Raw genomic sequence first — 23,914 nt, 5'->3', positions numbered from 1 at the left:
TTTCTGATTTTGATTAAAAAAATAACATAAAAATAAAATTAACATTACATAAGTAAGGGTTAATTAAAAATTAATCGTCTTAATAATATATAGTACAATATCAATAATAAAAAAATAAAGCTTTATTATTTTGTAGTAAAGTATATCTATAACAGCACCTTTCTTTATGCTTTGTTTTTTAGTATAAATTTTTGAATTAGTCAATCAATAAAAAATGAAAGAATGTTGTTTAAAGGGCTATTTTTTAGTGGGTAGCCCTTTTTAAATATTACATTAAAAATCGACCAAAAAAACCGAATTAAATTAAAAGTTGTGAGTGTTAAAGAAGAAGTCTTAGTGAAAGAAAATTTAGAAAATTACTTTCAGCAATTTTCTAAGGGAGTCATTGGAAGTAACCATTATTTTAAAACCCTTTATGGGGAACAAAAATTGGTGTATGCAGATTGGATAGCAAGTGGAAGGTTATATGCGCCTATTGAAGAAAAAATGCAGTATAAAATAGGACCAATGGTTGCTAATACGCATTCTTTTTCTAGTGAAACAGGTAAAGCATCTACGTACGCATATAAATTAGCTCGTAAAGTAATTAAAGAGCACGTTAATGCAAATGAAGAAGATATTTTAGTAACAACTGGTACTGGTATGACTGGGGCAATTGTTAAGCTTCAACGTTTAATAGGGTTACGTAAAAGCTTTAAACACAAACCAAATAGAGTAGACAGGCCAGTTGTTTTTATAACACATATGGAGCACCACTCTAATCATGTTTCTTGGATGGAAACCTTGGCAGATGTTGTGATTTTAGAGTGTGATGAAAATAAACTTGTAGATGTAAATATTTTAGAGGAAAAGCTGATAGAATATGCAGATAGACCTACAAAAATAGGTGCATTTACAGCTTGTTCTAATGTAACAGGCATTATTACTCCTTACCATGAGTTAGCTAAAATTATGCACAAACATAATGGGTATTGCGTGGTAGATTTTGCAGCATCTGCACCCTATGTAAAAATGGATATGCATCCTGCAGACCCTGAAGCTTATTTAGATGCTATTGCTTTTTCTCCACATAAATTTTTAGGAGGACCAGGTAGCTGTGGAGTTCTAGTTTTTAATAAAAAAATGTACAATGCTAAATGTCCAGATACTCCAGGAGGAGGTAATGTAAAATGGACAAATCCTTGGGGAAGTTATAGTTATTTTGATGATATAGAGGTTAAAGAAGACGGTGGTACACCAGGCTTTTTACAAACTATGCGAGCTGCTTTGGCTATTAGATTAAAAGACAAAATGGATGTTTCTAAAATGCATAGAAGAGAAGATGAACTTATTAAGTTAAGTTACGAAAAGCTTTTAGAGGTTAATGGTTTACATATTTTAGGAGATTTAGATGCTCCTAGAATTGGTTGTATTTCTTTTACAGTAGAAAATATTCACTACAACCTTATGGTACGTTTATTAAACGATAGGTTTGGTATACAAGTTAGGGGAGGTTGGTCTTGCGCAAGTACTTACGGTCATTATCTGCTTGATATAGATAAAAGAACATCTAAAAAAATTACGCGTAACATTATAAATAAAGATCTAACTATTAAGCCTGGTTGGGTACGTTTATCTTTACATCCACTAATGACTAACAAAGAGTTATTATTTATTTGTGATGCTATTAAAGAAATACAAAAAAAGATTTCTCTTTGGAAAGGCGATTACAGGTACAACCAAGCAACAAATGAATGGGATTGTTTGCAAAGAGGAGATCAAGTTATAAAACAAGAAGTTTGCAAATGGTTTAGTTTGTAATCTTTAGCAAGAGTTTAATTTAGTTTTTATTTCTGGAAAACGTTGGTAGCAATTTGTTATCAGCGTTTTCGTTTTTATAATTAAAATTTTACGCTATTTTAATTTACTAGAAACGTTGTTTTGTAACATCATATGCTAATATTAAATAAAGGTTTTGTTAATCTAAACCTAATATTAACTTGACTTTGACAAGGTATTTTAGCTATTTGTAAAAATAGCGATGAAAACTAAAATATATATACTATTAGCCTTATTACCTTGTTTCTTTGGCAGCGCACAACAATTAAAATTTATAAGTTATACTACAGATCAGGGATTATCTAACAATTCTATTTTAGACATAGAGAATGATAATGATGGCGGTTTATGGATTGCTACTTTAGATGGCTTAAATTATTTTGATGGGTATACATTTAAAACCTTTAAGCATAACGCAAATGACCCAGAATCTCTGCCAAATAATTATTTAACTAATATAGAAAAAGATGCAGAAGATAATATTTGGATTTATACTAAAGAAGGGCATATAAGTAAGTACCTGGGTAATAATAAATTTAAACATTTTAGTTTTAAAGCCAAAGCAGATAGGTTATTCTTAGCAACTAACGGAGACCTTAATGTAAAAGCAGGAGGTTTTACGTATACATATACCAACAATGGTTTTGTAAAAACAGAAGAGAATATAGATTATACAAGCCCAAATAAAGCCTACAAAAAACTTATTCTAGATAAATACCCAGATTTAATTATAAATGATGTTTTAAAAGATAAACAAGGCAATTTATGGTTTGCTACTTTTAAAAACGGAATTTATATAATACCAAACCACACTACAAATTTAAATACAAATGTGGTTCATCATTATACTTATGATTTGTATACACCGTATAGCTTTTATAGTAATGAGGTAACAGCACTTAGTCAAGATGTGTTTGGTAACGTATGGCTGGGGCAAAAAGATGGAGGTATAAGTATGGCTTATACCGGGTCTGAAGAAATTTCGTCTGTAACACCGCACCCTATTAAGTTTCCTCATTTACCAGTAGAAACTACAAGGGCAATTACAAAAGATAATAATGGTAACATTTGGATAGGCTATTACAACGGTGGTTTATACCATTACAGTGAAGAAACTAAGTGTTATTTAAAGTTTAAAGTAAAAGAGTCAAAAAATAATTACGAGTGGGAGCGTGTTAGAAGTCTTTATACAGCAAGTGATGGTAGTATTTGGGCTGGTACTTATGCAGGTTTACTTCGGGTAAAAAATAATTCATACAAGGCTTTTAATGCATTAAATATACCAGAATTGCCCAGCAATAGAAGCTACTCTTTTTATGAAGACAAAAATAAAATACTATGGATTGCTTGTTGGGGAGGAGTAGCAAAATTTAACCTAAACACTAATAAGTTTGAGTCTTTTAAAGGACAAGAATTACTTAATAGTTACCACATTAGAAATATAAAAAAATATAAAAATGAGCTTGTTCTTGCTACAGAAGATGACGGTGTTTTGTTTTTTAATTTACAAACAGAAGAATTAACACACCTTAAAAAAGAAAACGGAATTTTAGGAAACAGTATTTATTCTCTATACATAGACCCTAAAACAGATAATTACTGGATTGGTTCTTTGGGAGGTATAAGTATTTATAACAAGCAAAAAGGAATAATAAATAACAGTACAGACAATGAAGGTTTACCTAGCCATATGGTATATGGTTTGTTAGATAATGAAGATAAAGTATGGATTAGTACCACAAAAGGTATTGCTGTAATAGACAAGCAAACCTACACTATTACTGCTTTTAATCCTAAAGAAGGTTGGCAAGCATCAGAATTTTCTGAAGGAGCATATTATAAAGACAATAAGGGGTTATTGTTCTTTGGTGGCGTTAATGGGTTAAATTACTTTAATCCTAATGCTATGAGTTTTAATCCCAATAAACCAAAACTTAAGGTAGAGTTTAATCAGCAAAAAATAACAGAAAAAAAGCTGACAAGAGCGCATAGTAAAAATGATGTTGTAGTAACTATTACCCCTGTAGTTTTTCCGGTTGATAAAAATACTAGCTACTATTACAAGCTACACGGTAAAAATGAAGATTGGATTTTAGCAAAGGGTAAACAACGTCTTCAATTTAAAAATTTAGCTTCTGGTACATATTCTTTTATGGTTAAGAATGATAAAAATGAAGCTGGTAAAGAGGTGTTTACACTACATATTGAAAAAGCATTTTATCAAACCATAACCTTTTTTACATTAGTTTTATTTGTATTCATAAGTGCGGCTTTTGCATTTTTTCACTTAAAAAGTAAGGCATCTAAAGCACAACATAAAAAGCTAGAGGAGCAAATAGCTAACCGTACACAATTAATAGAAAAGCAGAAACAAGATCTCTTAAAAATAAATGGTCAGTTAGATGAGAAAAACCAGGAAATATTACTTCAAAAAGAAAAGCTACTAGACTTACATAATAATTTAAAAAATCAGGATTTTGAGGTAGATAAGTTTAAAACCTTTGTATTATCTCAATTTCAGCAACCATTATCTATTATCTTAAAGGCATCTCATGATATAAAAAATAATGAGAATGTAAAAAAGGAGCTGTTACAACAATCAGGAAAAATAATAGATCTAGTATCAGAATGGAACTATTTAGACCATATTAAAGACTTGGGAGAAGTAAAATTAACGTCGGTTAATTTGCTGCCAATTTTAAAAAGCATAGTAACTAATGTAAAAGAAAAACTAAAAGAAAATAACGCTAATTTTAATGCCCAGTTAGATAAAAATATTGCCTGGGTAGAGGTAGATTTATTGCGGCTTAAACTTTTACTAAAGTATATTTTTAATGATATTATAAAATACTCAGAAACCAAAAGTACATTAGATGTTTCCGTTCTTATAAATGGTAATCAGCTGCAATTTAAAGTAACATCTACTAGTACCTTATTGCAAAGTAATGTAAAAAATATTTTAAATTATAGTCCTTATTACAAAGCATTTTTGGTTTTAATAAAAGATTTAAATGGTACTTGCAATATATTAGAAGCAGATAGGTTTAATTTTCAATTTTGTTTGCCAGTTGCTGTTCTTCAAAACAACGTTAAGGCAGTAGAAACTATTTCTTGGAAGCATCTAGACTTAAAAGAAAATCTTCCGGCTAATAAAAATAATATTCTTGTTTATACAGATGCATCTAATTTTGATATAACCAATCAGTTATTAAAAAACACAAGTAATTATTTACTGTTTGAAAATGTAGTAACCAATTTATCATCGGCATTAAAACAATTACGTTTAGATGTTTTGGTCTTTTACCAAGTAGGTTTTACTAAAGAAATAGCCTATTTTTTACAAAAATATAAAGAAATACCAAAGAAAGACAGAGTTCCTTTGGTGTACATATCAGAAGAAATTAATTATGCTTTACAAGAGACTTCTTTAGAGTTTGGTATAGATGCGGTAATACAATTGCCAGCAAGTAAAACTTTTATCAGTAATAAAATAACATCTTTAGTTAATAGAAGTTTAGGTCGGGGACATAACAAGTTTCAGCAAGAGATTTTTAAAATTCTTACTGAAGAAAATGATATGCAATCTGGTAATGAAAAGCTGTTAAAACGTAGTTTAGAAGTTATAAAAGAAGAACTATCTAACCCATCTTTTAATGTAGAAAAACTTATTTCTATTTTAGAAATATCTAGAATTAAATGTTATAGATTATTCAAGGAGCATTTAGGGCAGTCTCCATCAGATGTTATAACATCTCTTCGTTTACAAAAAGCCGAATATTTACTAAAAAACAAAAAATTTAACATCTCAGAAATTGGTTTTGAGTGTGGGTATAGTGATAGCAAATACTTTGGACGCACATTTAAAAAACATTTTGGGGTAAGCCCCAAGGTATACAAGGAGCAAAAAGTATAGCGTGCATTGTATGCTTAGGATTAGCTGTATGTTAGGTTAATGTTACTGTAACAAAAGTCCTATTTTTTGATGCTCACTAAGGTTTTTTTGCACTAATAATCCTCTTTACTGAAACAATTTTACCCCCACTAAAAACAACCACACAATACATTTGAAAAAAAACAAAAACTATAAATTAAAATGAAAAAAATATACTTTTTTCTAACACTCAGTTTAGGGTGTTTATCTACCATGTTAGCGCAGGTAACAGTAAAGGGCACAGTAGTGTCTAACAATGATGGGTTACCAATTTCTGGTGCCGCAGTAACTATTAAAGGTAAAACTACAACAGGAACGGCAACCGATTTTGATGGTAACTTTACTTTAGAGTTAAAAGAAGAAAATGGAGTACTTGTAATATCTTCATTAGGTTTTGCATCTAAAGAAATTGCTTATAGTGGAAACCAAACAGTATCTGTTGGTTTAGATGAAGCTACAAATTCTTTAGAAGAGGTTGTACTTATAGGTTATGGCTCTACTAAAAAAGGAGATTTAACCTCGGCAATTGGTACAGCGGCAAATGTTGGTACAATTACAAGTAGGCCAGTTGGTAATTATAAAGAGTTTTTACAAGGTAACATAGCAGGTGTTACCGTATTAAGTTCTGGTGGTGACCCAACAAGTACTGCTAGTATAAAAATTAGAGGTATTGGTAGCTTTAACTCAGAATCTCCATTAGTTGTTGTAGATGGTATGCCGTATAACGGACCAGAAATAAACCCTAATGATATAGCTTCTATATCTGTATTAAAAGATGCGGCTTCTGCTGCAATTTATGGTGCACAAGCTGCATCTGGTGTAATTGTAATAGAAACTAAAAAAGGAAAAACAGGTAAGCCAAGGTTAAATATTAACTACTATACAGGTATTAAAACAGCGTCTAATTTACCAACACCTTTAACGGCAAAACAACAATCTGAGGTATATAACTTGGCAGCAGATAATGCAGGTACACCAAGACAGTCTGCTCATGATGCAGCCCAAAACCCTTACGGACAAGTAAACCGTACAAATTGGATTGATGCTATTTTTAGAGATGCCACTGTAAATAATTTAAATATTGATTTAAGTGGTGCAGGTGAAAAATTTAATTATTATACTTCTTTTGCTTTTAGAGATAGAGAAGGTGTTTTAGAAGGTACTAGTTCTCAAAACTATAGTTTAAGATTAAAGTCTGACTATAATATTACAGATAAAATTACAGTAGGAGAAAATATTTATTTCTCTAGAGATGAGGCTTATGGTACAAACACAGATAATCCTTACTCTGGTACAATTATAAATGCAATTTATATGCCTTCAGCATCACCAACGCGTTATGAGGATGGTAGTTTTGCTGGTGTTGTACCAGAAAGTTTATCTCAGTTTGCAGGTGCTTACGGAGATGTTTACAATCCTTTATCTTTATTGTTAAGACCAACAAAGGAGTCTCCAAGTACATTTATAAATGCAAACGTATATTTTAAGTATGATTTGTTAGACGGTTTATCATTTAAGTCTAATTACTCTTATTCTTATAGAGATAATAAAACAAAAGAGTTTTACCCTCGTGTACCAGAATTAGGACGTAGTAACAACCAAAATTCATTAACACAAAGTAATAGCACTGTTAATAAATGGATATGGGACAATCAATTGTCTTATAACAAATCTTTTGGTAAGCATAACTTAAATGCAACAGCAATTTATTCGGCACAAAATACAAAAGGTGACTATATTTCTTTGCGTGGTACAGGTTTTTCATCAGAAGAACCATTTAACCAATACATACAAAATGCAGAGTTACTAAATAAACCAAGTAATAATCCATATGAAGAAGCATTAACTTCTGCAATAGGTAGGTTAATGTATAATTATGATAATAAATACTATATCTCTGGTAGTTTACGTACAGATAAATCTTCTAGGTTAGCATTAGAAAATCAGTCAGATACTTTTACTTCTGTTTCTGCAGGTTGGAGAATATCTAACGAGTCTTTCTTTAATGTAGATGCAATAAACGATTTAAAATTTAGAGCATCTTGGGGAGAAATAGGAAACATAAAATCTGTAGATGGGTATTATCCTTTTGATGTTCCAATAGCTAGTAGTAATGTAGTAATGGGAGAAAACGGAAATTACTTTAATACAGTTGGTAGTTATGTAAAAAGAGAAGCAAATAGAGATTTAAGATGGGAAACAGCAGAGTCTTTAGATTTTGGTTTAGATGCATCACTATTTAACAATAGTTTAAATTTAACTGTAGATTATTTCGAAAAATCTACCAAAGGAATGATTATTCTTGGGTTTACAGATGCAAACAAAGGTATAGATCCTTCTAATACAAATGGAGGGCAAATTAAAAATACAGGTTTAGAGGTTTCTGCTACTTACACAAACACAAATGGAGCCTTAAACTATAGTATTAATGCCAATGCAACTTCTATTAAAAATAAGTTAGAGAATTTAAATGGATATGGTTCTGTAGGGCAAACAGTTTTTTACCATGGAGATAATGTAAGAGGTGTTTTAAAACCTTATCAAACAAGGTTTGGAGGTGCTTTATATACACCATATTTAATACCACAATTGGGTATATTTAATACACAAGCAGAAATAGATGCATATACTAAAGATGGTAACTTAATACAACCTAATGCAAGACCTGGAGATTTTAAGTTTCAAGATACCAATAACGATGGTAAAATAGGGTCTGAGGATCGTAAGTATTATGATGCTTACCAACCTAAAGTAACTTATAATTTAGGTGCTAATTTAGACTATAAAGGGTTCGATTTTAATGTGATATTACAAGGTGTAGCAGGAGTAAAAGCTTTTAATGGCTATAAATTTACAACCTATAATGCTGCATTATCTGGTTATAACTTAGACAATAGAGTTTTAGATGCTTGGTCACCAACAAATACAGATTCAGATATTCCTATTATTTCTACAAAAGATGATAATAAAAACTTTGGTACAGCATCTAGCTGGTATTTAGAAGACGCATCATATTTACGTATTAAAAACGTAACATTTGGGTACACTTTTAGCTCAAAAGTAATGGATAATTTATCTAAAGGATCATCATTAAGAATGTACATATCAGGAGAAAACTTAGTAACATTTACTAACTACTCTGGTCTAGATCCAGAAGTAGGTGGTAAGGGGCTAGATATAGCTAAATATCCTGTAGCTAAAACATTCACATTAGGATTATTACTGTCATTATAATCACGCTAAAAAAAAGAATACAATGAAAAATACATATAAAAAAATAGGATTAATAGCTATAGCTATTTTAGGGGTAAGCTTAACATCTTGCTCAGAAGATTTTACAAATTTAGAGCCAATAGGAAAAGTATCTAACGAGAATTTTTGGAAAACAGATTCTGACGCTATACAGGCAGCAAATGGTTTGTATTTATTAATGTCTGACCAAGAAATGTTTGGTAGAGGTTTTTTCTGGTACATTAATGCATCAGATGATATGATTACGGGTCGTATTAAAGCTACAGCAGATGTTATTAAAGATTTTAATATAGATGGTAGTGAGGGTAGTTACACGTCTACTTGTTATTCTAAATCTTATAAGGTAATTAGACGTGCTAATGATATTTTATTAAACGTACCAGAAATGGAAATATCTGAAAGCACAAAAAATCGTGTGTTGGGTGAAGCTTATTTTATGCGTGCCTTTAGTTACTTTTGGGTGGCTCATACTTATGGTGATGATGTAAACGGAGGTGTGCCAATTATTACCGTAGATAATATGTTTGATGACGGTGGTAGCTACGCTAGACCAGCTTCTGTTGTAGAAAACTACAAGCAAATTGAAGAAGATCTTAAAAAAGCGATGGATTTATTACCATTGTTTACAGAGTACGGAGCAGAAGATTACGGTCGTCCTCACAAAGATGCCGCTTTAGGATATTTAGCAAAAACTAATTTGTATTGGGCAGCGTATGATGCCTCTAGATACGCAGAGGTTGTAAAGTATGCAGATGCAATTGCAACATCTGGTTCTGGTAGAGCTTTAATAGATACAGATAATCCAGAAGTAGACTATAGAGAGTTACATAGTCATATAAACAACTGGACAAGCGAGTACATTTGGTCTGTTAATTCTGGTTTAGATCGTGGTAGTATTTTATCTGGTGTTATGTTAGAAAACAAAGGTTGGGGTAAATATAACGGCTGGGGATACTACACTCCGTCAGAAGGGTTGTATAATGAGTATGAAGCAGGAGACGTACGTAGAGGTGTTACTATCTTAAATTTTGGAGACGACTTTAAATATTTTGGAGAAGATAGAAGGTATCAGTCTGAAAATTCAATCTCTGGATTTCAGTTTAATAAGTATATGTATGAGTTCCAATTTAAAGATCCAATAGGAGAGTATGTAAATACGAATGGAGATAACCCAACTACAATTTACAATGTACCATTAATGCGTTACGCTGAGGTGTTGTTAATGAAAGCAGAGGCGTTAATTGCAGACGGTAAAAATGGAGATGTTCCTTTAAATATGGTTAGAGATAGAGCTGGTTTAGCACCAGTAACTAACGCAACTATGGAAGATCTTAAGCACGAGCGTAGAGTAGAATTAGCAGGTGAATTTGCTAACAGACATTTTGATTTGGTTCGTTGGGGAGATGCAGCAGCTACTTACGGAGAGCCAATTTATGGTAGAATTTATGCAGACAGAGCTAATCCTGATTCTCCTTACACATCAGAAATAGTATGGCCTGCCAGAAATTTTGATGCTTCTTTTATGAATGTATGGCCAATTCCAAATACTGTTATAGAATCTTCAGGAATACCACAAAACAAAGGATGGTAAAATAATAAAGTTTCAATTAGTTTTTTTTAACAAGAAAGGGTGCTGTAATTGCGCAGCACCTTTTTATAATATACTTATATGTTAACATTTAAGAAAAAATGTATCATACTTGCCGTAAGTTTTTTTTCAATGATTTCTTTTGCTCAAAAAGAAAATCAAGTTCTTATTCATTCTCATAATGATTATCTACAAAATGTATCTTTTTGGAATGCTTTTTCTAGCGGAGCCAATATTGTAGAAGCAGATGTTTGGCTAAAAAACAATGAATTATACATAGCACATACTGAAAATGAAATTTTAGAAAATAATACACTACAAAGTTTATATTTAAATCCTTTACAACAAGCGGTACAAAACAAACAACTTAGTACATCTAGACTAATAGTAATGGTAGATGTTAAGTCTCATGCAGAGAAGACTTTAAAAAAAGTAATCTCTGTACTAAAAAAATATCCAGAAGTTATAGCTCACAATAATGTAGAGTTTTTAATATCTGGTAATAGACCAAAAGCTAATACATATCACACATACCCTGAGTATATTTCTTTTGACCATCAAGAACTTAGTAATACACTAGATAATAAAGACTGGGAAAAAGTAGCAATGGTTAGTACTAGTTTTAAAAAATATACTGAGTGGAATGGTAAAGGCAGGTTAACACACAATGATTTTGCTAAAGTAAATGCAGCAATAGTGGCTGCTAAAAAATTAAATAAACCATTTCGTTTTTGGGCAACTCCAGATTCTAAAACAGCTTGGAGAGCATTTGTAGAAATGGGGGTAGACGTTGTTAATACAGATATGCCTAACAAATGTGTAACCTATGTAAAAACTTTAAAAAACCGTACTACAACAGCTTTAATTACATCTAATGTTTACAAACCTACTTATGCTTTAGATGGTAGTAAAAAGCCAATTAAAAATGTAATTTTAATGATTGGAGACGGTATGGGGTTATCTCAAATTACGGCTGCCGTTTTAGCTAATAACGGCAGCTTAACCCTTACACAGCTTAAATCTATAGGATTAATTAAAACACAATCTGCAGACGATTTAATAACAGATTCTGCTGCTGCTGGTACAGCATTAGCAACAGGACAAAAAACAAATAATAGGGCTATAGGTACAGACATAAATGGCAAGCCATTACCAACCTTAGTAGACATACTAGCTAAGTCTAACTTTTCTACAGGAATTATAACTACAGATCAAATAACAGGTGCTACTCCGTCCTCTTTTTATGCAAAACAAAAAGATAGGGGAGAAACACAAAAAATAGCAGAAGATTTACTTAAAACTGAGCTACATTTTTTTGCCGCAGGTGGAGCAAATTTGTACAAAAAAATACCATTGAAAAGTAAGTACATAATGGTAGATGAAACTTCTGAAATAAATAAAAGTACAGCAGATAAGTTAGGTGTTTTTTTAGCAGATGGTGGTGTGCCGTCTATAAAAACAGATAGAGGTAATTTACTAGCAGCAACAACTAAAGAAGCTATAAGTTTTTTACATAAAAAAGATAAACCTTTTTTTTTAATGGTAGAGGCTGCACAAATAGATTCTTTTGGGCATTACAATGATACAGAGGGTGTTGTTGCAGAAACTATAGATTTTGACAGAGCTATTACTGAGGCAATTAAGTTTGCTGATAAAAATGGAGAAACATTAGTAATTATAACAGCAGATCATGAAACAGGAGGATTAAGTGTATCTAACGGTAGTGTAGCAGAACATGAAATAGAAGGCGGTTTTGTAACTCATGATCATACAGGTGTTATGGTGCCAATATTTGCATATGGCCCACAATCTTATAATTTTTCTGGGGTTTATGAAAATACAGAAGTTTTTTCTAAAATTTTAAAAATCTTAGATATAGAAAAATAGTTTTTTAATAATTCGTTTTTTAGTTAATTAGGCGTAGCAGTTTTTTGTTGCGTCTTTTTAGTTTTTAAAAAGTAATACTCTTTTGAGTTTTAAAACAGAAAAATATAAAAATAGATTACTATCTGTTTTTTTATTAATCTTAGTGCGTAAAATAAAAAATGCTTTTGTTATTTGTGCTTCAACTGTTTTTATTGAGATATTTAAATATTCTGCTATTTCTATATTAGTTAAGCCTTCTTGTTTACTTAAAAGAAATACGTTTTTACATTTTGGAGGTAAATTTTGTATTTCTGTTTTAACCTTCTTTATCAGGTTATCAAAAGATATTACATCTGTCTCTTCTACTAAATTGTGTAGCGCATCTAAATATTTTTTTTCTAACGGGAATACATTTTTTTGCTTTCTATAATGATCTATAAATTCATTATAAACAGATTTGTATAAAAAACTCTGTAAAGAAAAATCGGCTTTTAATTTATCTCTTTTACGCCAAATCCTCATAAAAACATTTTGTACAATATCTTCTGCCTCGTCACGGTCATGAGTTAAATTATGTGCATATACACAAAGCTTTTGGTGGTAATCTGTAACCAATTTATTATATGCAGACTCATCACCAGACTTTAGTGCGTTAATAAATTTAATGTTGTTATTTAGTTGGGGGTTCATATAAAATGACAAACATTGGTTAAATATGTTGCCAATATATAAAAAAGTTTAATAAAATGTTAGGGTTATGTAAAATGCATACGTATTAATGTATATATGTTTAAAATATAATGAAGAAAAAAGTTTCAAAGTTAGATAAACTAATAGTTAAGTACCTTACTAGAGAGTCTTCCAAAAAAGAGTTAGATAAACTAGAAAAAGAACTTAACGAAGAGGTAAAAAGCAAAGAATCTCTGGAAGATTACATTAAAATAAATGTAGTTTCAGATTTTGTGCTTCAAAAATTTGATATTGAAAAAACTAGAACAGCTCTTTTACATACAATAGCAGAAGATAAAAGGAAAGCAACAAATGCTAAGGTAATAAAACTTGTAAAGTATGCTGCCGCTGCTGTATTTGCAGGAACCTTAATTACAGGGGTGTTTTTTAAAGCATCACTTTTTAATACTATCACTAATAATACACAAGTTGTAAAAACAGAAATAAAAGGAGGTTTAAGTAAACCAACACTTTCTTTAGAAGACGGTTCTGTTGTTATTTTAGAAAACGGTAAACAAGTTAATGTTGGTAATGCTACAACTAATGGTAAAGAGTTAACCTATTTACCAAGTAATGAGCAAAATAAGGAAGTTATTTATAATTCTTTAACTGTACCAAGAGGAGGAGAATTTGCTTTAGAACTAGCAGATGGTACAAAGGTTTGGTTAAATTCTGAGTCTAAGTTAAAATATCCTGTTCATTTTAAAAAGGGAAGAACTAGATCTGTAGAATTAGTATACGGAGAAGCTTATTTTGATGTTACCTCTAGTGAAGATAATAACGGAGATGGTTTTAATGTAATAACGAACCAACAAAATATTGCTGTTTTAGGAACCGAGTTTAATATTAAAGCTTATAAGGATGAAAACTTTATCTATTCTACTCTGGTAGAAGGGCATATTGTATTAGAAAATAAATCTTTTAAAGCAGATATGTTGCCAGGACAACAAGCCGTAATAGCAAATGGCATTTCTAAAAAAGTTGAGGTATACAATGTAAATGTAGAAAACGAAATTGCTTGGCGAAAAGGTAATTTTAATTTTAAGAACAAGTCTTTAAAAGAAATAATGAAAGTACTATCTAGATGGTATGATGTAGATTTTGTTATTGAAAATAAAGAATTAGAGAATATCAATTTTAAAGGAGTACTAGGTAAAAATCAAGATATAGAAACAATTTTACAAATAATTAAAAACACAAGTAATATAAATGCCTATGAAATAGAAAATAGAATAGTTTATATAAAATAAAGGGAACAAAGTTTATGCCGTCCAAAGAATAACACTTTATCCCCCATTTTTATTTGAATCTCGATTAATTAAGTAACTAACCAAAAAAACACTCAAATTTATGAAAATTAAATTAATGAATGTTCTCTTCTGCTATAGAAGAAAACTAATGATGACGATTATGAAAGCTTTTATCTTTTTATGGTGTACCGCAATTTTTAGTTTTACCACTACAAATTCGTTTTCACAAAATGCTAAAATTAGTATCAAAGCAGATGCTATTGTAAGCGTAGATATGGTTTTTGATATTATTATGGAACAAACCGACTATAAATTTATTTATAGTGAAGGTTTTTTTGATGCGTACCCTAAAATAGCATTACATAAAGGGATTATAAAAGCAAATGATCTGTTAGATAAAACTTTAAAAGGTAGTGATGTATCTTATGAGTTTTTGCAAAACAAAACAATTGCAATTGTAAAAAAAACTAATAAAAAGGTTTTTTACCAAACTCAAATAACAGGTAAAGTTGTAGATGAGTTTGGGAACCCTTTATTAGGTATGAACGTTTTTGTTACAACCCGTAAGTGGGATGGTTCAGAAAAAAATAAAGATTTTTTAACTAGAGGTACTACTACAGATTTTGATGGTAATTTTAAAATTATGGGAGATGTAGGCAATTACCTTGCTATTACCGGAATTGGTTACGAAAGGTTTGTTTCTCAAATAGTTAAGAATAAAACAAGTTACAAAGTCACTTTAAAAGAAAGAATAAGTGAGTTAGAAGAAGTTGTTCTTGTTTCTACAGGGTATCAAAAAATAACAAAAGAGAGGTCTACAGGAGCTTATGCATCTGTAAAAAAGAGCCAGTTAGAAAAACCAGCCTCTAACATATCAGAAAGGCTAAACGGAGTGCTATCAGGTGTTCAATCAGTTGTAGATGCAGATGGTAATTCTAGTATTCAAATTAGAGGTCTTACAACATTAGGTGCAGATAAAGAACCTTTAATAGTGTTAAATGGTTTTCCTGTAGAAGGTGGTTTTAGTAGTATTAACCCAAATGATGTAGAAAGTGTTACTGTTTTAAAAGATGCAGCTGCATCTTCTATTTGGGGAGCAAAAGCATCTAACGGGGTTATTGTTATTACAACAAAAAATAATACATCTACAGAACTTAAAGTGTCTGCGTCGTCGTTTGTTAGAATTTCACCAAAGTTAGATGTTAATTACTCTTTAAACAGAGCTACTAGTAAAGATCAAATAGCATATTTAAAATTAGCTTTTGACGGTAGTAATTTTGGTAGGGGCTTTAATCCAATTACGCCTAATAGTTTACTTGCATATGGTGCATCAAGATCAGCAGTGTATACTGCTTTTTATGATGCTCAATACGGAGGTATTACAAATGATCAAAGGGATGCTTTACTGTCTAAGTATGCTAACTTAGATAATACAAAGCAAATAGAAGATAATTTGTTGCAAAATCCTATGATTCAGCAGCATAATATTAATATATCTGGCGGAAACTCTAAAATGAGTAATAATTTATCTTTATTGTATGAAGATAGCAGAGATTTTTTTCAAGGTAATAACGTAAACAAGTATTTGATTAATTTTCGTAATACAACAAAACTTACCAATAAGCTTCAGTTAGATTTTTCTGCAATGCTACAATACAACGAGGAAAAAAATAACGGAGCTAGTCTAACTGAGTTGAGCGCGTTATCTAGATCAGATATGTTAAAGAATGAAGACGGTAGTTTGGTAGATATGTCTTATTTGTACAATAATATTTTTGCTCAAAATATGTTTCGTCCAGATTTAAACTTATTTCCTTACGGAGGAGATTTGTCTTATAATCCAATTACAGATGCTAATAATAGAGATTTAACAACAAAAAGATTAAATACGCGTGTTCAAGCAGCATTAAGATATGATATTACAAAAAACTTAAATGTAACATCTAGTATACAATATGAAATTTTTGATACTAAAGGAAGAAATTTCTATAACGAAAACAATTACAGGGTAAGAGAAGCTATAATTTTAAGCTCAATCCCTAACGCTTCTGGTTTTGGAGTTCCAAACCAGGTGATACCATCTGGAAGTATATTACAAACAAATAATCAGAGGGTTAATGCTTATACTTTTAGAAATCAGTTAAACTTTAATCGCACATTTGCAGACAAGCATGCAGTCACTTTTTTAGCGGGTTTTCAAGCAGAAGAAAGAGTAGCTAAATCTACTGTAGACCCAACAAAATTTGGATTTAATGAAAAAACATTACAAACAATAGGTGGGGTACCAGATAATATAACTTTTGGACAAAGTTATGCGGGCTATGCTTTTGGTAGACCGGTTTTAAATTATTTAATAAATTCTCCTTTTATTCCGTTTTCCTATACCAATCAAACTGTTTTAACAGAGAATATAGATAGGTTTGTTGGTGTATATTCAAACATTGGGTATACTTATGATAATAAATATACAGTAACAGGTAGTTATAGAACAGATTCGTCAAACTTAATTGCAGATGACACATCTATAAGGTCAAATCCTTTTTGGTCTGTTGGTTTATCATGGAATATGCATAATGAATCTTTTTTAAACAACGTAGATTGGTTAAATAGTTTAAGTTTAAGGTCTACTTATGGTGTAGGTGGTAATGTAGATAGCAGTACATCTGCTATTCCTTTATTAAGTCTTAACCCAGTACCAGATGCTGTAACAGGTGAAGCTTTATCTTCGGTTTCTAATGTTGGTAACCCTTTATTAAGGTGGGAGAAAACTAAATCATTAAATGTAGGTGTAGATTTTGCTATTTTTAATAATAAATTAAACGGTTCTGTTAATTACTATAATAAACAGAGTAGTGATTTAATTGTTTTACAATCTATACCAAATGTTAATGGTAATACCACAGCACAGATTAATAATGGTGCTATGGAAAATAAAGGGTTCGAGATAGATTTAGGAACTTCTGTAAAAATAAAAGGAAACGATATTGTATGGAATGGTTCTGTTAATTATTCTCATAACGATAATAAGATAAAGAGTTTTTTTAAGACAAATTATGATTCTAGAGAATTAACTTCTGTTGCTGTTAATTCTCCTTCATTTGCTTACACGGAGGGTTATAATGCTAATACGTTATGGTCTTATCAATATGCAGGAGTAAATAATGTTTCAGGAGTTGACGCACCATCATTTTATGGTCTAAATGGAGAGTTAGTTTCTTTTTTAGGTAGTGCTACAGGAAATGGTGTAGACTTTTTGTTGCCATCTGGTACTAGTGTTAGTCCTACATTTGTTGGTACTAGTCATTCTTTTAAAGTTTATGACTTTAATTTATCTTTTATCCTTCAAGGTAAATTTGGACATAAATTTAGACGCCCGTCATTTGATTACCAGTCACAAACCAATAGGCCAATAAACAGTTATGTTTCTGAGGCTTTAAATGCAGGGGATAACTCAGCTACTCCTCCAATTATAACAGATAATTTTCTTTATTTTAGGTATGGGACTTATGCACCGTATATAGATAGTTACATTGAGGATGCTTCACATATTAGATTGCAAGAAGTTAATGTTACTTACAGCCTGCCTTCAACTGTAGTTGATAAACTAGGTGTTAATTCCTTACAGTTTTACTTGCAAGGAAATAACTTGGGTACAATTTTATTTAATGATTTTGGTGAAGATCCAGAATATCCAAGAGGTAGTATACAGCTACAACCTAGCTATACATTTGGTATTAACTTAACTTTTTAAAACTAACTTAAGATGAAAACATATAAATTATTAACCTTACTAATGTTTGTAAGTACTCTATATGTAGGGTGCAGTGATGATTATTTAGACGAGGCTCCCTCAAAATCTCAGGGAGTAGTACCTACTACAATAGAGGATATTGCAGGCTTATTAAATGACCTTAGAGTGTTTAGTCAAGAAAATTCTTCTGAGTTAATTTATTCTACAGATGACTTTGGTATTAATATAGATTATTTTAATGCAGATGTTAATGAGTTTACGGCACCGGTAGCACATGAGTATACTTGGAATACAGAGTTTCCAGCATTAGACGCAAGAGGTACTCGTGTATGGAATGGTGAATGGAAAAAAATATTTAATGCTAATTTAGTTTTGTTAGCATTAAATGATGTAGAAGGTACTGTTCAAGAAAAAGCTAATTTAAAAGCAGAAGCTCACTTTATAAGAGCATATAGCTATTTTTTATTAGCAAATACTTATTGTTTGTCTCTAAAGGGGAATGAGCAAGAAATGGGCTTGCCAATTAAGAGAAGCACTAGTTATGAAGAGACTTTAGAAAGAGCTAGTTTACAAGATACTTATGATTTTATAACAGAGGATTTAGAAGAGGCTCTTAAAATTAATCGTCAGTTAGAAAAATTTAATGGTTTAGATCGTATCTGGAGAGCAAGTACAGTGGCTGTTAATGGTTTTGCAGCTAGGTATTATTTAGCATTGCATGATTACGAGAAAGCTCAAAAATATGCACAGGATGCTCTTAGTGAAAAAAGTACATTAATTAATTTTAATACAGATATTGTAGAGACTTCGATTATAGTAAATATTGAGAGTGACGGAGATCCTAGTACATCTGAAACAGCCGAAATTTACAATGGAGATTATATTGTTAATACATCAGTAATTAATGATATCTTTTATTGGACTGAAGCGTATTATAATAGAGAAATGTCTAGCCCTATTGGTCAACTTTGGCCTTCAGAAGATTTGTTAAGTACGTACAATGCTAGTTATGATTTAAGGTACAAACATTTTGTTGTTGAAAATTTATCTTATTTGAGAGGGAGTGATGGTATAGGTTTACCATTGTATAGCCAGTCTGGTTATCAAACAGTTTTTAGTCATTTAATATCAGGGCCTACAGCGGCAGAGATGCTTTTAATTAAAGCAGAATGCCAAATAAGACAAGGCTCTTGGGCAGATGGGTTGCAAACAGCAAACGTTTTACGTGCTAACAGAATAGATGTAAACGCACCAGCAGATGTTATTAACTTGTCAGCTACATCACAGTCAGATGCATTAGTTAAAGTATTGGAAGAACGTAGAAGAGAACTACCTTTTGTTTTAAGATGGTACGATTTAAAACGTTATAATTCTAATGAAGACCCATCTGATGATGTAGATAATATTACTAGAAATTTTTATCCTTATTCCCAAGTAACTATAGATCATAATTCATCCTTACAAACTTATACTTTACCTAAAGGGTCAAGAAGATATGCACACCCAATACCAAATCAAGAAATTATTACTTCAGGAGGTGTTATTAAACAAAATGAATATTAATAAATTATAAAATTAGAATTACTAAGAGTTATATAATTCTTAGTAATTCTTTTAATAGGCACATTGTTGCTTTCTCTTCTGTATTAAAATAATTTATTATTAAAGTTGGCATCTGTTTTAAGGGAGTTCTTGTAAAACAAACCTTCTGTTTCAGTCAAAAAAATAGATAATAGATAAAATCATTATCGTATAAAAATTAAATGATCAAAAAAATGAAAATCATAAAAACAATATATATAACAATTGCTATTGTAGCTCTTGCTTTTACCTCTTGTAAAAACAAAGAAAAGAATCAACTAAAAGAAGATGGTTATGTTATTACAGGAACGGTAAATGGGTTAGATAATTCTTATGCTAAAATTACAGATTACCAAATTTTTAATCAAAATAAAATCAATGTCATAGACAGTGTAGCTGTTGTAGACGGTAAATTTAAATTTGAAGGTAAGATAGCTAATCCTGATATGGTTACATTAGTATTAGGAGAGTATAAGTCAAATTTTTATTTAGAGAATAGTGTTATAGAAATTGCAACAGATGTAGAGACTTTAAAAGACAGGGAGAATATGTTTGCCTTGGACGTAAAAGGATCTAAGGGACAAGATAAGTATAAAGAAATTGAAGAAAAAGCATCAGCAATTTTTAAAGATCCAAAATATGATGTTTTTACAGAGGTTAGGCAAATGTATGCAAAAGCTAAAAAAGAGGGTAATGAAGAATTATTAAATGAAGCTGTAAAAAAACAGGAGAGTTTACAAAGCTTAGCAGAAGAAAGAAGAGCAAGATATAAGAATATTAAATATGATTTTGTAAAAGCAAATCCAAGTTCAGCAATTGCACCTTATGTTCTTGGAGTGCAGTATACAGAGGGCAGAATGTCTAGAAAAGAATTAAAAGAATATTATGAAATTTTTACCGGAGATGCACGTGAAGCAACCTTTTTTAAAACATTTATAACAAAAATATATAAAGATAATTTTGAGAATCTAGGAATAGGTAATACTGCGCCAGATTTTACTTTGCAAACAGTGCAGGGTGAAGAATTAACTTTATCAAACGTAAAAGGTAAGTACATTTTAGTAGATTTTTGGGCTAGTTGGTGCGTGCCATGTAGAGCATCTTTTCCTCATTTAAAAGAACTAAGAAAACAGTATAAAGAAAAAGGATTTACAATTGTTGGTGTAGGTACAGCAGATGAAAAAGAAAAATGGAAGAAAGCAATTGAAGAAGATAAAACGCCTTGGAATCATGTTTATGATGTAAGTGAAAACCATGCTTACGGTCCAGTAGCGCAATCTTATGGTGTTCCTCATTTACCTACAACACTATTAATAGATCGTGATAGAACAATTGTATTAAGAAACCCATCTAAAGAAGAGTTAGATGCTAAACTAAAAGAGCTTTTTAAGTAATAAAATAATTATAATATGAAATTGATAAAGAACATTGTTTTATCCTTTACAGCTAGTTTAGCTTTATTAGGTAGTGTTAATGCCCAAGATACAAAAGATACTTTTACACTTAAAGGAGAAATAAAAGGGTTAAAAGGTAACTTGTATTTTAGACATCCAGATAAAAAGTATACAAGAGAAACTTTACCAGACTCTATAATTGTAACAGACGGAAAATTTAGTTTTTCTAGTACTATTTCAAATATGTCTCAGATACGGGTATACCCTGGTTTTAATGGTCCTGATGGAGAACTTTTTAAAAAACCAAAAGGAGGTAAGGGAATGTTTCCTGTAAAAAGCGCTTATCTAAATTTTTACGCTTTTCCTGGAGCAAATGTTACAGTAAAAGGAGAGGCAACAGATTTTATGAATGCTTACCCAAGCGGCGATAAATTTAACAACAGTTTAGCTAAAGCAAATAAGTTAATGTACCCAATGTATAACCAAATGGGAAACTTAGCGGTAAAAAATACTTATGAGACAGATTCTGTGCAAATAAAAGCAAACAATAAACAAGCAGAAGCAATTTATGCCAAATCTATTAAAGCTTTAACAAATCATATTAAAAGTAATCCAAATTCTGTAGCCTCAGCTTGGTATTTAAATGATTTAATTCTGCGTACACAAGTTACTAATGAAGAGGCAGAGGAGTTATTTGCTTCTTTATCTAGAGACTTGGCTGAGTATCCAGATTATAAAGCCGTAGAATTACGTATAAACGGAATAAAAGCTACTGCAGATGGCTCACCAGTACCATCTATAAAAACAACAGCAACCCTAGAGGGTAAAGAGTTTAATATTAACTCATTAAAAGGGAAGTATATATTAATAGATTTTTGGGGGTTATGGTGTGGACCTTGTGTAGCAGAAATGCCTCAGGTAAAAGAGTTTCAGGAAAAACATAAAGATAATTTAGTTGTATTAGGAATTAACTCTGGTGATACAAAAGAAAAAATTGCGGCTTTTGTAACCAAGAATGGGTATGGTTGGCAGCAGTTATTAAGTGATAAAGCTAACACAACAGACAATTTTGTAAATAGGTTTAATGTACAAGGTTTTCCAACAAAGTTTATTATAGACAGACGAGGTAACATTGTTAAACGCTTTGTTGGCGGTGGAGAAGAAGCATTTGAAATGTTAGAAGAGTTATTAAAATAAAATATGATAATATGAGATCAATATTAAAAGTATTAGTAGTATTTATAAGTGTAACTACCGCTTTTTATTCTTGTAAAGAAAAGCAAAAAGAACAACCAAAATTTGAAGGTTACACTATAAACGGAATAATAAAGGGAGCAAATAATACTTATGCAAAGCTATTAAGTAGTAGCTCTTTAAACTTTAATGAAGCTGTAGTTTTAGATAGTACAATAATTAAAGATGGTAAGTTTCAGTTTTCTGGTAAAGTAGAGTTTCCGGATCAAGTCACCCTTATGGTAGATAAATATGTTAGTTCTTTTTTCATAGAAAACAGTGATATAACTGTAAGTGGAGACGTATCTAATATAACAGGGAGAGATATTAGATTTACATTAGATGTTAAAGGTTCTAAGTCTAATGATGAGTATGAGAAAATAAAGAAATTACAAGAAAGTTTATTTAATAACGAAAAATATAAGCCATTAGAAAAAATTAGAGAATTATACGCAAAAGCCAAAGAAACTAAAAGTAAAGAAGATCTTAATAAAGCAATGGTATTACAGGAAGAACTTAGACCTTTAATGTTACAAAGAAATGATGAACGTGTTGCTTTAAAATACAATTACGTTAGAGAAAACCCTAGCTCTACTTTGGCTCCATATGTTTTGGGAGTACAGTATACAGAAGGTAGAATGACGAGAGACGAGTTAAAAGAATTTTACAACATTTTTAAAGGTGACGCTCGTAAAACGGCTTTTTTTAAAGGTTTTATTACAAAAATATATAAAGATAATTTTGAAAATATTGGTGTAGGTAATACAGCTCCAGACTTTACTTTAAATACCAATAAAGGAGAAGAGTTAACCCTGTCTAAGGTAGAGGGCAAATATATTTTAGTAGATTTTTGGGCTAGTTGGTGCGTGCCATGCAGAGCATCTTTTCCTCATTTAAAAGAACTAAGAAAACAATATAAAGAAAAAGGCTTTACAATTGTTGGTGTTGGTACAGCAGATGAAAAAGAAAAATGGGAGAAAGCAATAATAGAAGATCAAACACCTTGGAGTCACGTTTATGACCCTAGTGAAAATCATGCGTACGGAGCTGTAGCAAAATCTTATGGGGTACCACATTTGCCAACCACCTTATTAATAGATAGCAACAGAAAAATTATTTTAAGAAACCCAACTAAGGAAGAGTTAGACAATAAATTAAAAGAGTTAATGAAAACTATTATAAAGAAAACTTAGACTATTTTTATCCTGAAAAGTATGGTTGGTATAAAATGATTTTAGACGAAGATGCTAAGTCTCTTGGTATAGCAAATAATGATATTAAATTGTTAGAGAAGGCTGTATCTATGTTAAAAATTGGAAGAGATAAAGAAATGGCGTACCGCTTGTTATTAAGATATACTAAGCAAACCTTTAAAACAGATAAGGAATGGGGAAATTGGTTTAAGAAGAACCATAAAAATCTTTACTTCTCTGAAGGAGATGGTTATAAGTTTATAATTATCTAAAATATGAAAGCCACCATTACGGTGGCTTTTTTTTATTATAAAATTTTATTTTATTA

The 23,914-nt window shown here is 30.9% G+C and carries 13 protein-coding genes; 12 read left to right on the top strand and 1 reads right to left on the bottom strand.

Features of this window, described 5'->3' with window-relative positions; all coding sequences use genetic code 11:
- Positions 1 to 312 precede the first annotated feature (312 nt).
- The 5 genes from AX016_RS15175 (at position 313) to AX016_RS15155 (ending at position 12,476) form a co-directional block, all read left to right on the top strand.
- Positions 313 to 1,800, top strand: a complete 1,488-nt coding sequence (locus tag AX016_RS15175; RefSeq protein ID WP_100896421.1) for an aminotransferase class V-fold PLP-dependent enzyme — start codon at positions 313 to 315, stop codon at positions 1,798 to 1,800.
- 220 nt (positions 1,801 to 2,020) lie between these two features.
- Positions 2,021 to 5,731, top strand: a complete 3,711-nt coding sequence (locus AX016_RS15170; protein ID WP_100896420.1) for a two-component regulator propeller domain-containing protein — start codon at positions 2,021 to 2,023, stop codon at positions 5,729 to 5,731.
- Positions 5,732 to 5,911: 180 nt separating this feature from the next.
- Positions 5,912 to 8,983, top strand: a complete 3,072-nt coding sequence (locus AX016_RS15165; RefSeq protein ID WP_100896419.1) for a SusC/RagA family TonB-linked outer membrane protein — start codon at positions 5,912 to 5,914, stop codon at positions 8,981 to 8,983.
- A gap of 22 nt (positions 8,984 to 9,005) precedes the next feature.
- Positions 9,006 to 10,592, top strand: coding sequence for a RagB/SusD family nutrient uptake outer membrane protein (locus AX016_RS15160; protein ID WP_100896418.1), 1,587 nt, complete (start codon positions 9,006 to 9,008; stop codon positions 10,590 to 10,592).
- A 129-nt stretch (positions 10,593 to 10,721) separates the two neighbouring features.
- The gene (locus tag AX016_RS15155; RefSeq protein ID WP_100896417.1) at positions 10,722 to 12,476 is read left to right on the top strand and encodes an alkaline phosphatase; all 1,755 of its coding nucleotides are present in this window, start codon (positions 10,722 to 10,724) and stop codon (positions 12,474 to 12,476) included.
- Between the two features lie 57 nt (positions 12,477 to 12,533).
- Here AX016_RS15155 and AX016_RS15150 read toward each other — a convergent pair whose 3' ends face one another.
- On the bottom strand, positions 12,534 to 13,145 hold the full coding sequence (locus AX016_RS15150; protein ID WP_100896416.1) for an RNA polymerase sigma factor: 612 nt from the start codon (positions 13,143 to 13,145) through the stop codon (positions 12,534 to 12,536).
- Between the two features lie 110 nt (positions 13,146 to 13,255).
- On the opposite strand from AX016_RS15150, the gene AX016_RS15145 reads away from it, so the two are divergent.
- The 7 genes from AX016_RS15145 (at position 13,256) to AX016_RS15115 (ending at position 23,858) form a co-directional block, all read left to right on the top strand.
- Positions 13,256 to 14,434 (top strand): FecR family protein, encoded by a 1,179-nt coding sequence (locus AX016_RS15145; protein WP_100896415.1) that lies wholly within the window; start codon positions 13,256 to 13,258, stop codon positions 14,432 to 14,434.
- Between the two features lie 100 nt (positions 14,435 to 14,534).
- On the top strand, positions 14,535 to 18,185 hold the full coding sequence (locus AX016_RS15140) for a SusC/RagA family TonB-linked outer membrane protein (RefSeq protein WP_232732639.1): 3,651 nt from the start codon (positions 14,535 to 14,537) through the stop codon (positions 18,183 to 18,185).
- 12 nt (positions 18,186 to 18,197) lie between these two features.
- The gene (locus tag AX016_RS15135) at positions 18,198 to 19,748 is read left to right on the top strand and encodes a RagB/SusD family nutrient uptake outer membrane protein (RefSeq protein ID WP_100896413.1); all 1,551 of its coding nucleotides are present in this window, start codon (positions 18,198 to 18,200) and stop codon (positions 19,746 to 19,748) included.
- Between the two features lie 212 nt (positions 19,749 to 19,960).
- Positions 19,961 to 21,160, top strand: coding sequence for a TlpA disulfide reductase family protein (locus AX016_RS15130; RefSeq protein ID WP_198519446.1), 1,200 nt, complete (start codon positions 19,961 to 19,963; stop codon positions 21,158 to 21,160).
- Positions 21,161 to 21,175: 15 nt separating this feature from the next.
- Positions 21,176 to 22,357 (top strand): TlpA disulfide reductase family protein, encoded by a 1,182-nt coding sequence (locus AX016_RS15125; protein WP_100896411.1) that lies wholly within the window; start codon positions 21,176 to 21,178, stop codon positions 22,355 to 22,357.
- Between the two features lie 11 nt (positions 22,358 to 22,368).
- Positions 22,369 to 23,586, top strand: a complete 1,218-nt coding sequence (locus tag AX016_RS15120) for a TlpA disulfide reductase family protein (RefSeq protein WP_100896410.1) — start codon at positions 22,369 to 22,371, stop codon at positions 23,584 to 23,586.
- Positions 23,587 to 23,621: 35 nt separating this feature from the next.
- Positions 23,622 to 23,858, top strand: coding sequence for a hypothetical protein (locus AX016_RS15115; RefSeq protein ID WP_100896409.1), 237 nt, complete (start codon positions 23,622 to 23,624; stop codon positions 23,856 to 23,858).
- Positions 23,859 to 23,914 lie beyond the last annotated feature (56 nt).

The sequence above is a fragment of the Cellulophaga sp. RHA19 genome, from assembly GCF_002813425.1.
Taxonomy (GTDB): Bacteria; Bacteroidota; Bacteroidia; order Flavobacteriales; family Flavobacteriaceae; genus Cellulophaga.
Note: the sequence above shows the minus strand (reverse complement) of the source record. Positions and strands in the feature narration are given on the sequence as shown.

Coding starts and splice junctions, on each gene's coding strand:
- AX016_RS15170 (WP_100896420.1), top strand. CDS start 2,021: ATGAAAACTAAAATATATATACTATTAGCCTTATTACCTTGTTTCTTT.
- AX016_RS15165 (WP_100896419.1), top strand. CDS start 5,912: ATGAAAAAAATATACTTTTTTCTAACACTCAGTTTAGGGTGTTTATCT.
- AX016_RS15160 (WP_100896418.1), top strand. CDS start 9,006: ATGAAAAATACATATAAAAAAATAGGATTAATAGCTATAGCTATTTTA.
- AX016_RS15155 (WP_100896417.1), top strand. CDS start 10,722: ATGATTTCTTTTGCTCAAAAAGAAAATCAAGTTCTTATTCATTCTCAT.
- AX016_RS15150 (WP_100896416.1), bottom strand. CDS start 13,145: ATGAACCCCCAACTAAATAACAACATTAAATTTATTAACGCACTAAAG.
- AX016_RS15145 (WP_100896415.1), top strand. CDS start 13,256: ATGAAGAAAAAAGTTTCAAAGTTAGATAAACTAATAGTTAAGTACCTT.
- AX016_RS15140 (WP_232732639.1), top strand. CDS start 14,535: ATGAAAATTAAATTAATGAATGTTCTCTTCTGCTATAGAAGAAAACTA.
- AX016_RS15135 (WP_100896413.1), top strand. CDS start 18,198: ATGAAAACATATAAATTATTAACCTTACTAATGTTTGTAAGTACTCTA.
- AX016_RS15130 (WP_198519446.1), top strand. CDS start 19,961: ATGAAAATCATAAAAACAATATATATAACAATTGCTATTGTAGCTCTT.
- AX016_RS15125 (WP_100896411.1), top strand. CDS start 21,176: ATGAAATTGATAAAGAACATTGTTTTATCCTTTACAGCTAGTTTAGCT.
- AX016_RS15120 (WP_100896410.1), top strand. CDS start 22,369: ATGAGATCAATATTAAAAGTATTAGTAGTATTTATAAGTGTAACTACC.
- AX016_RS15115 (WP_100896409.1), top strand. CDS start 23,622: ATGATTTTAGACGAAGATGCTAAGTCTCTTGGTATAGCAAATAATGAT.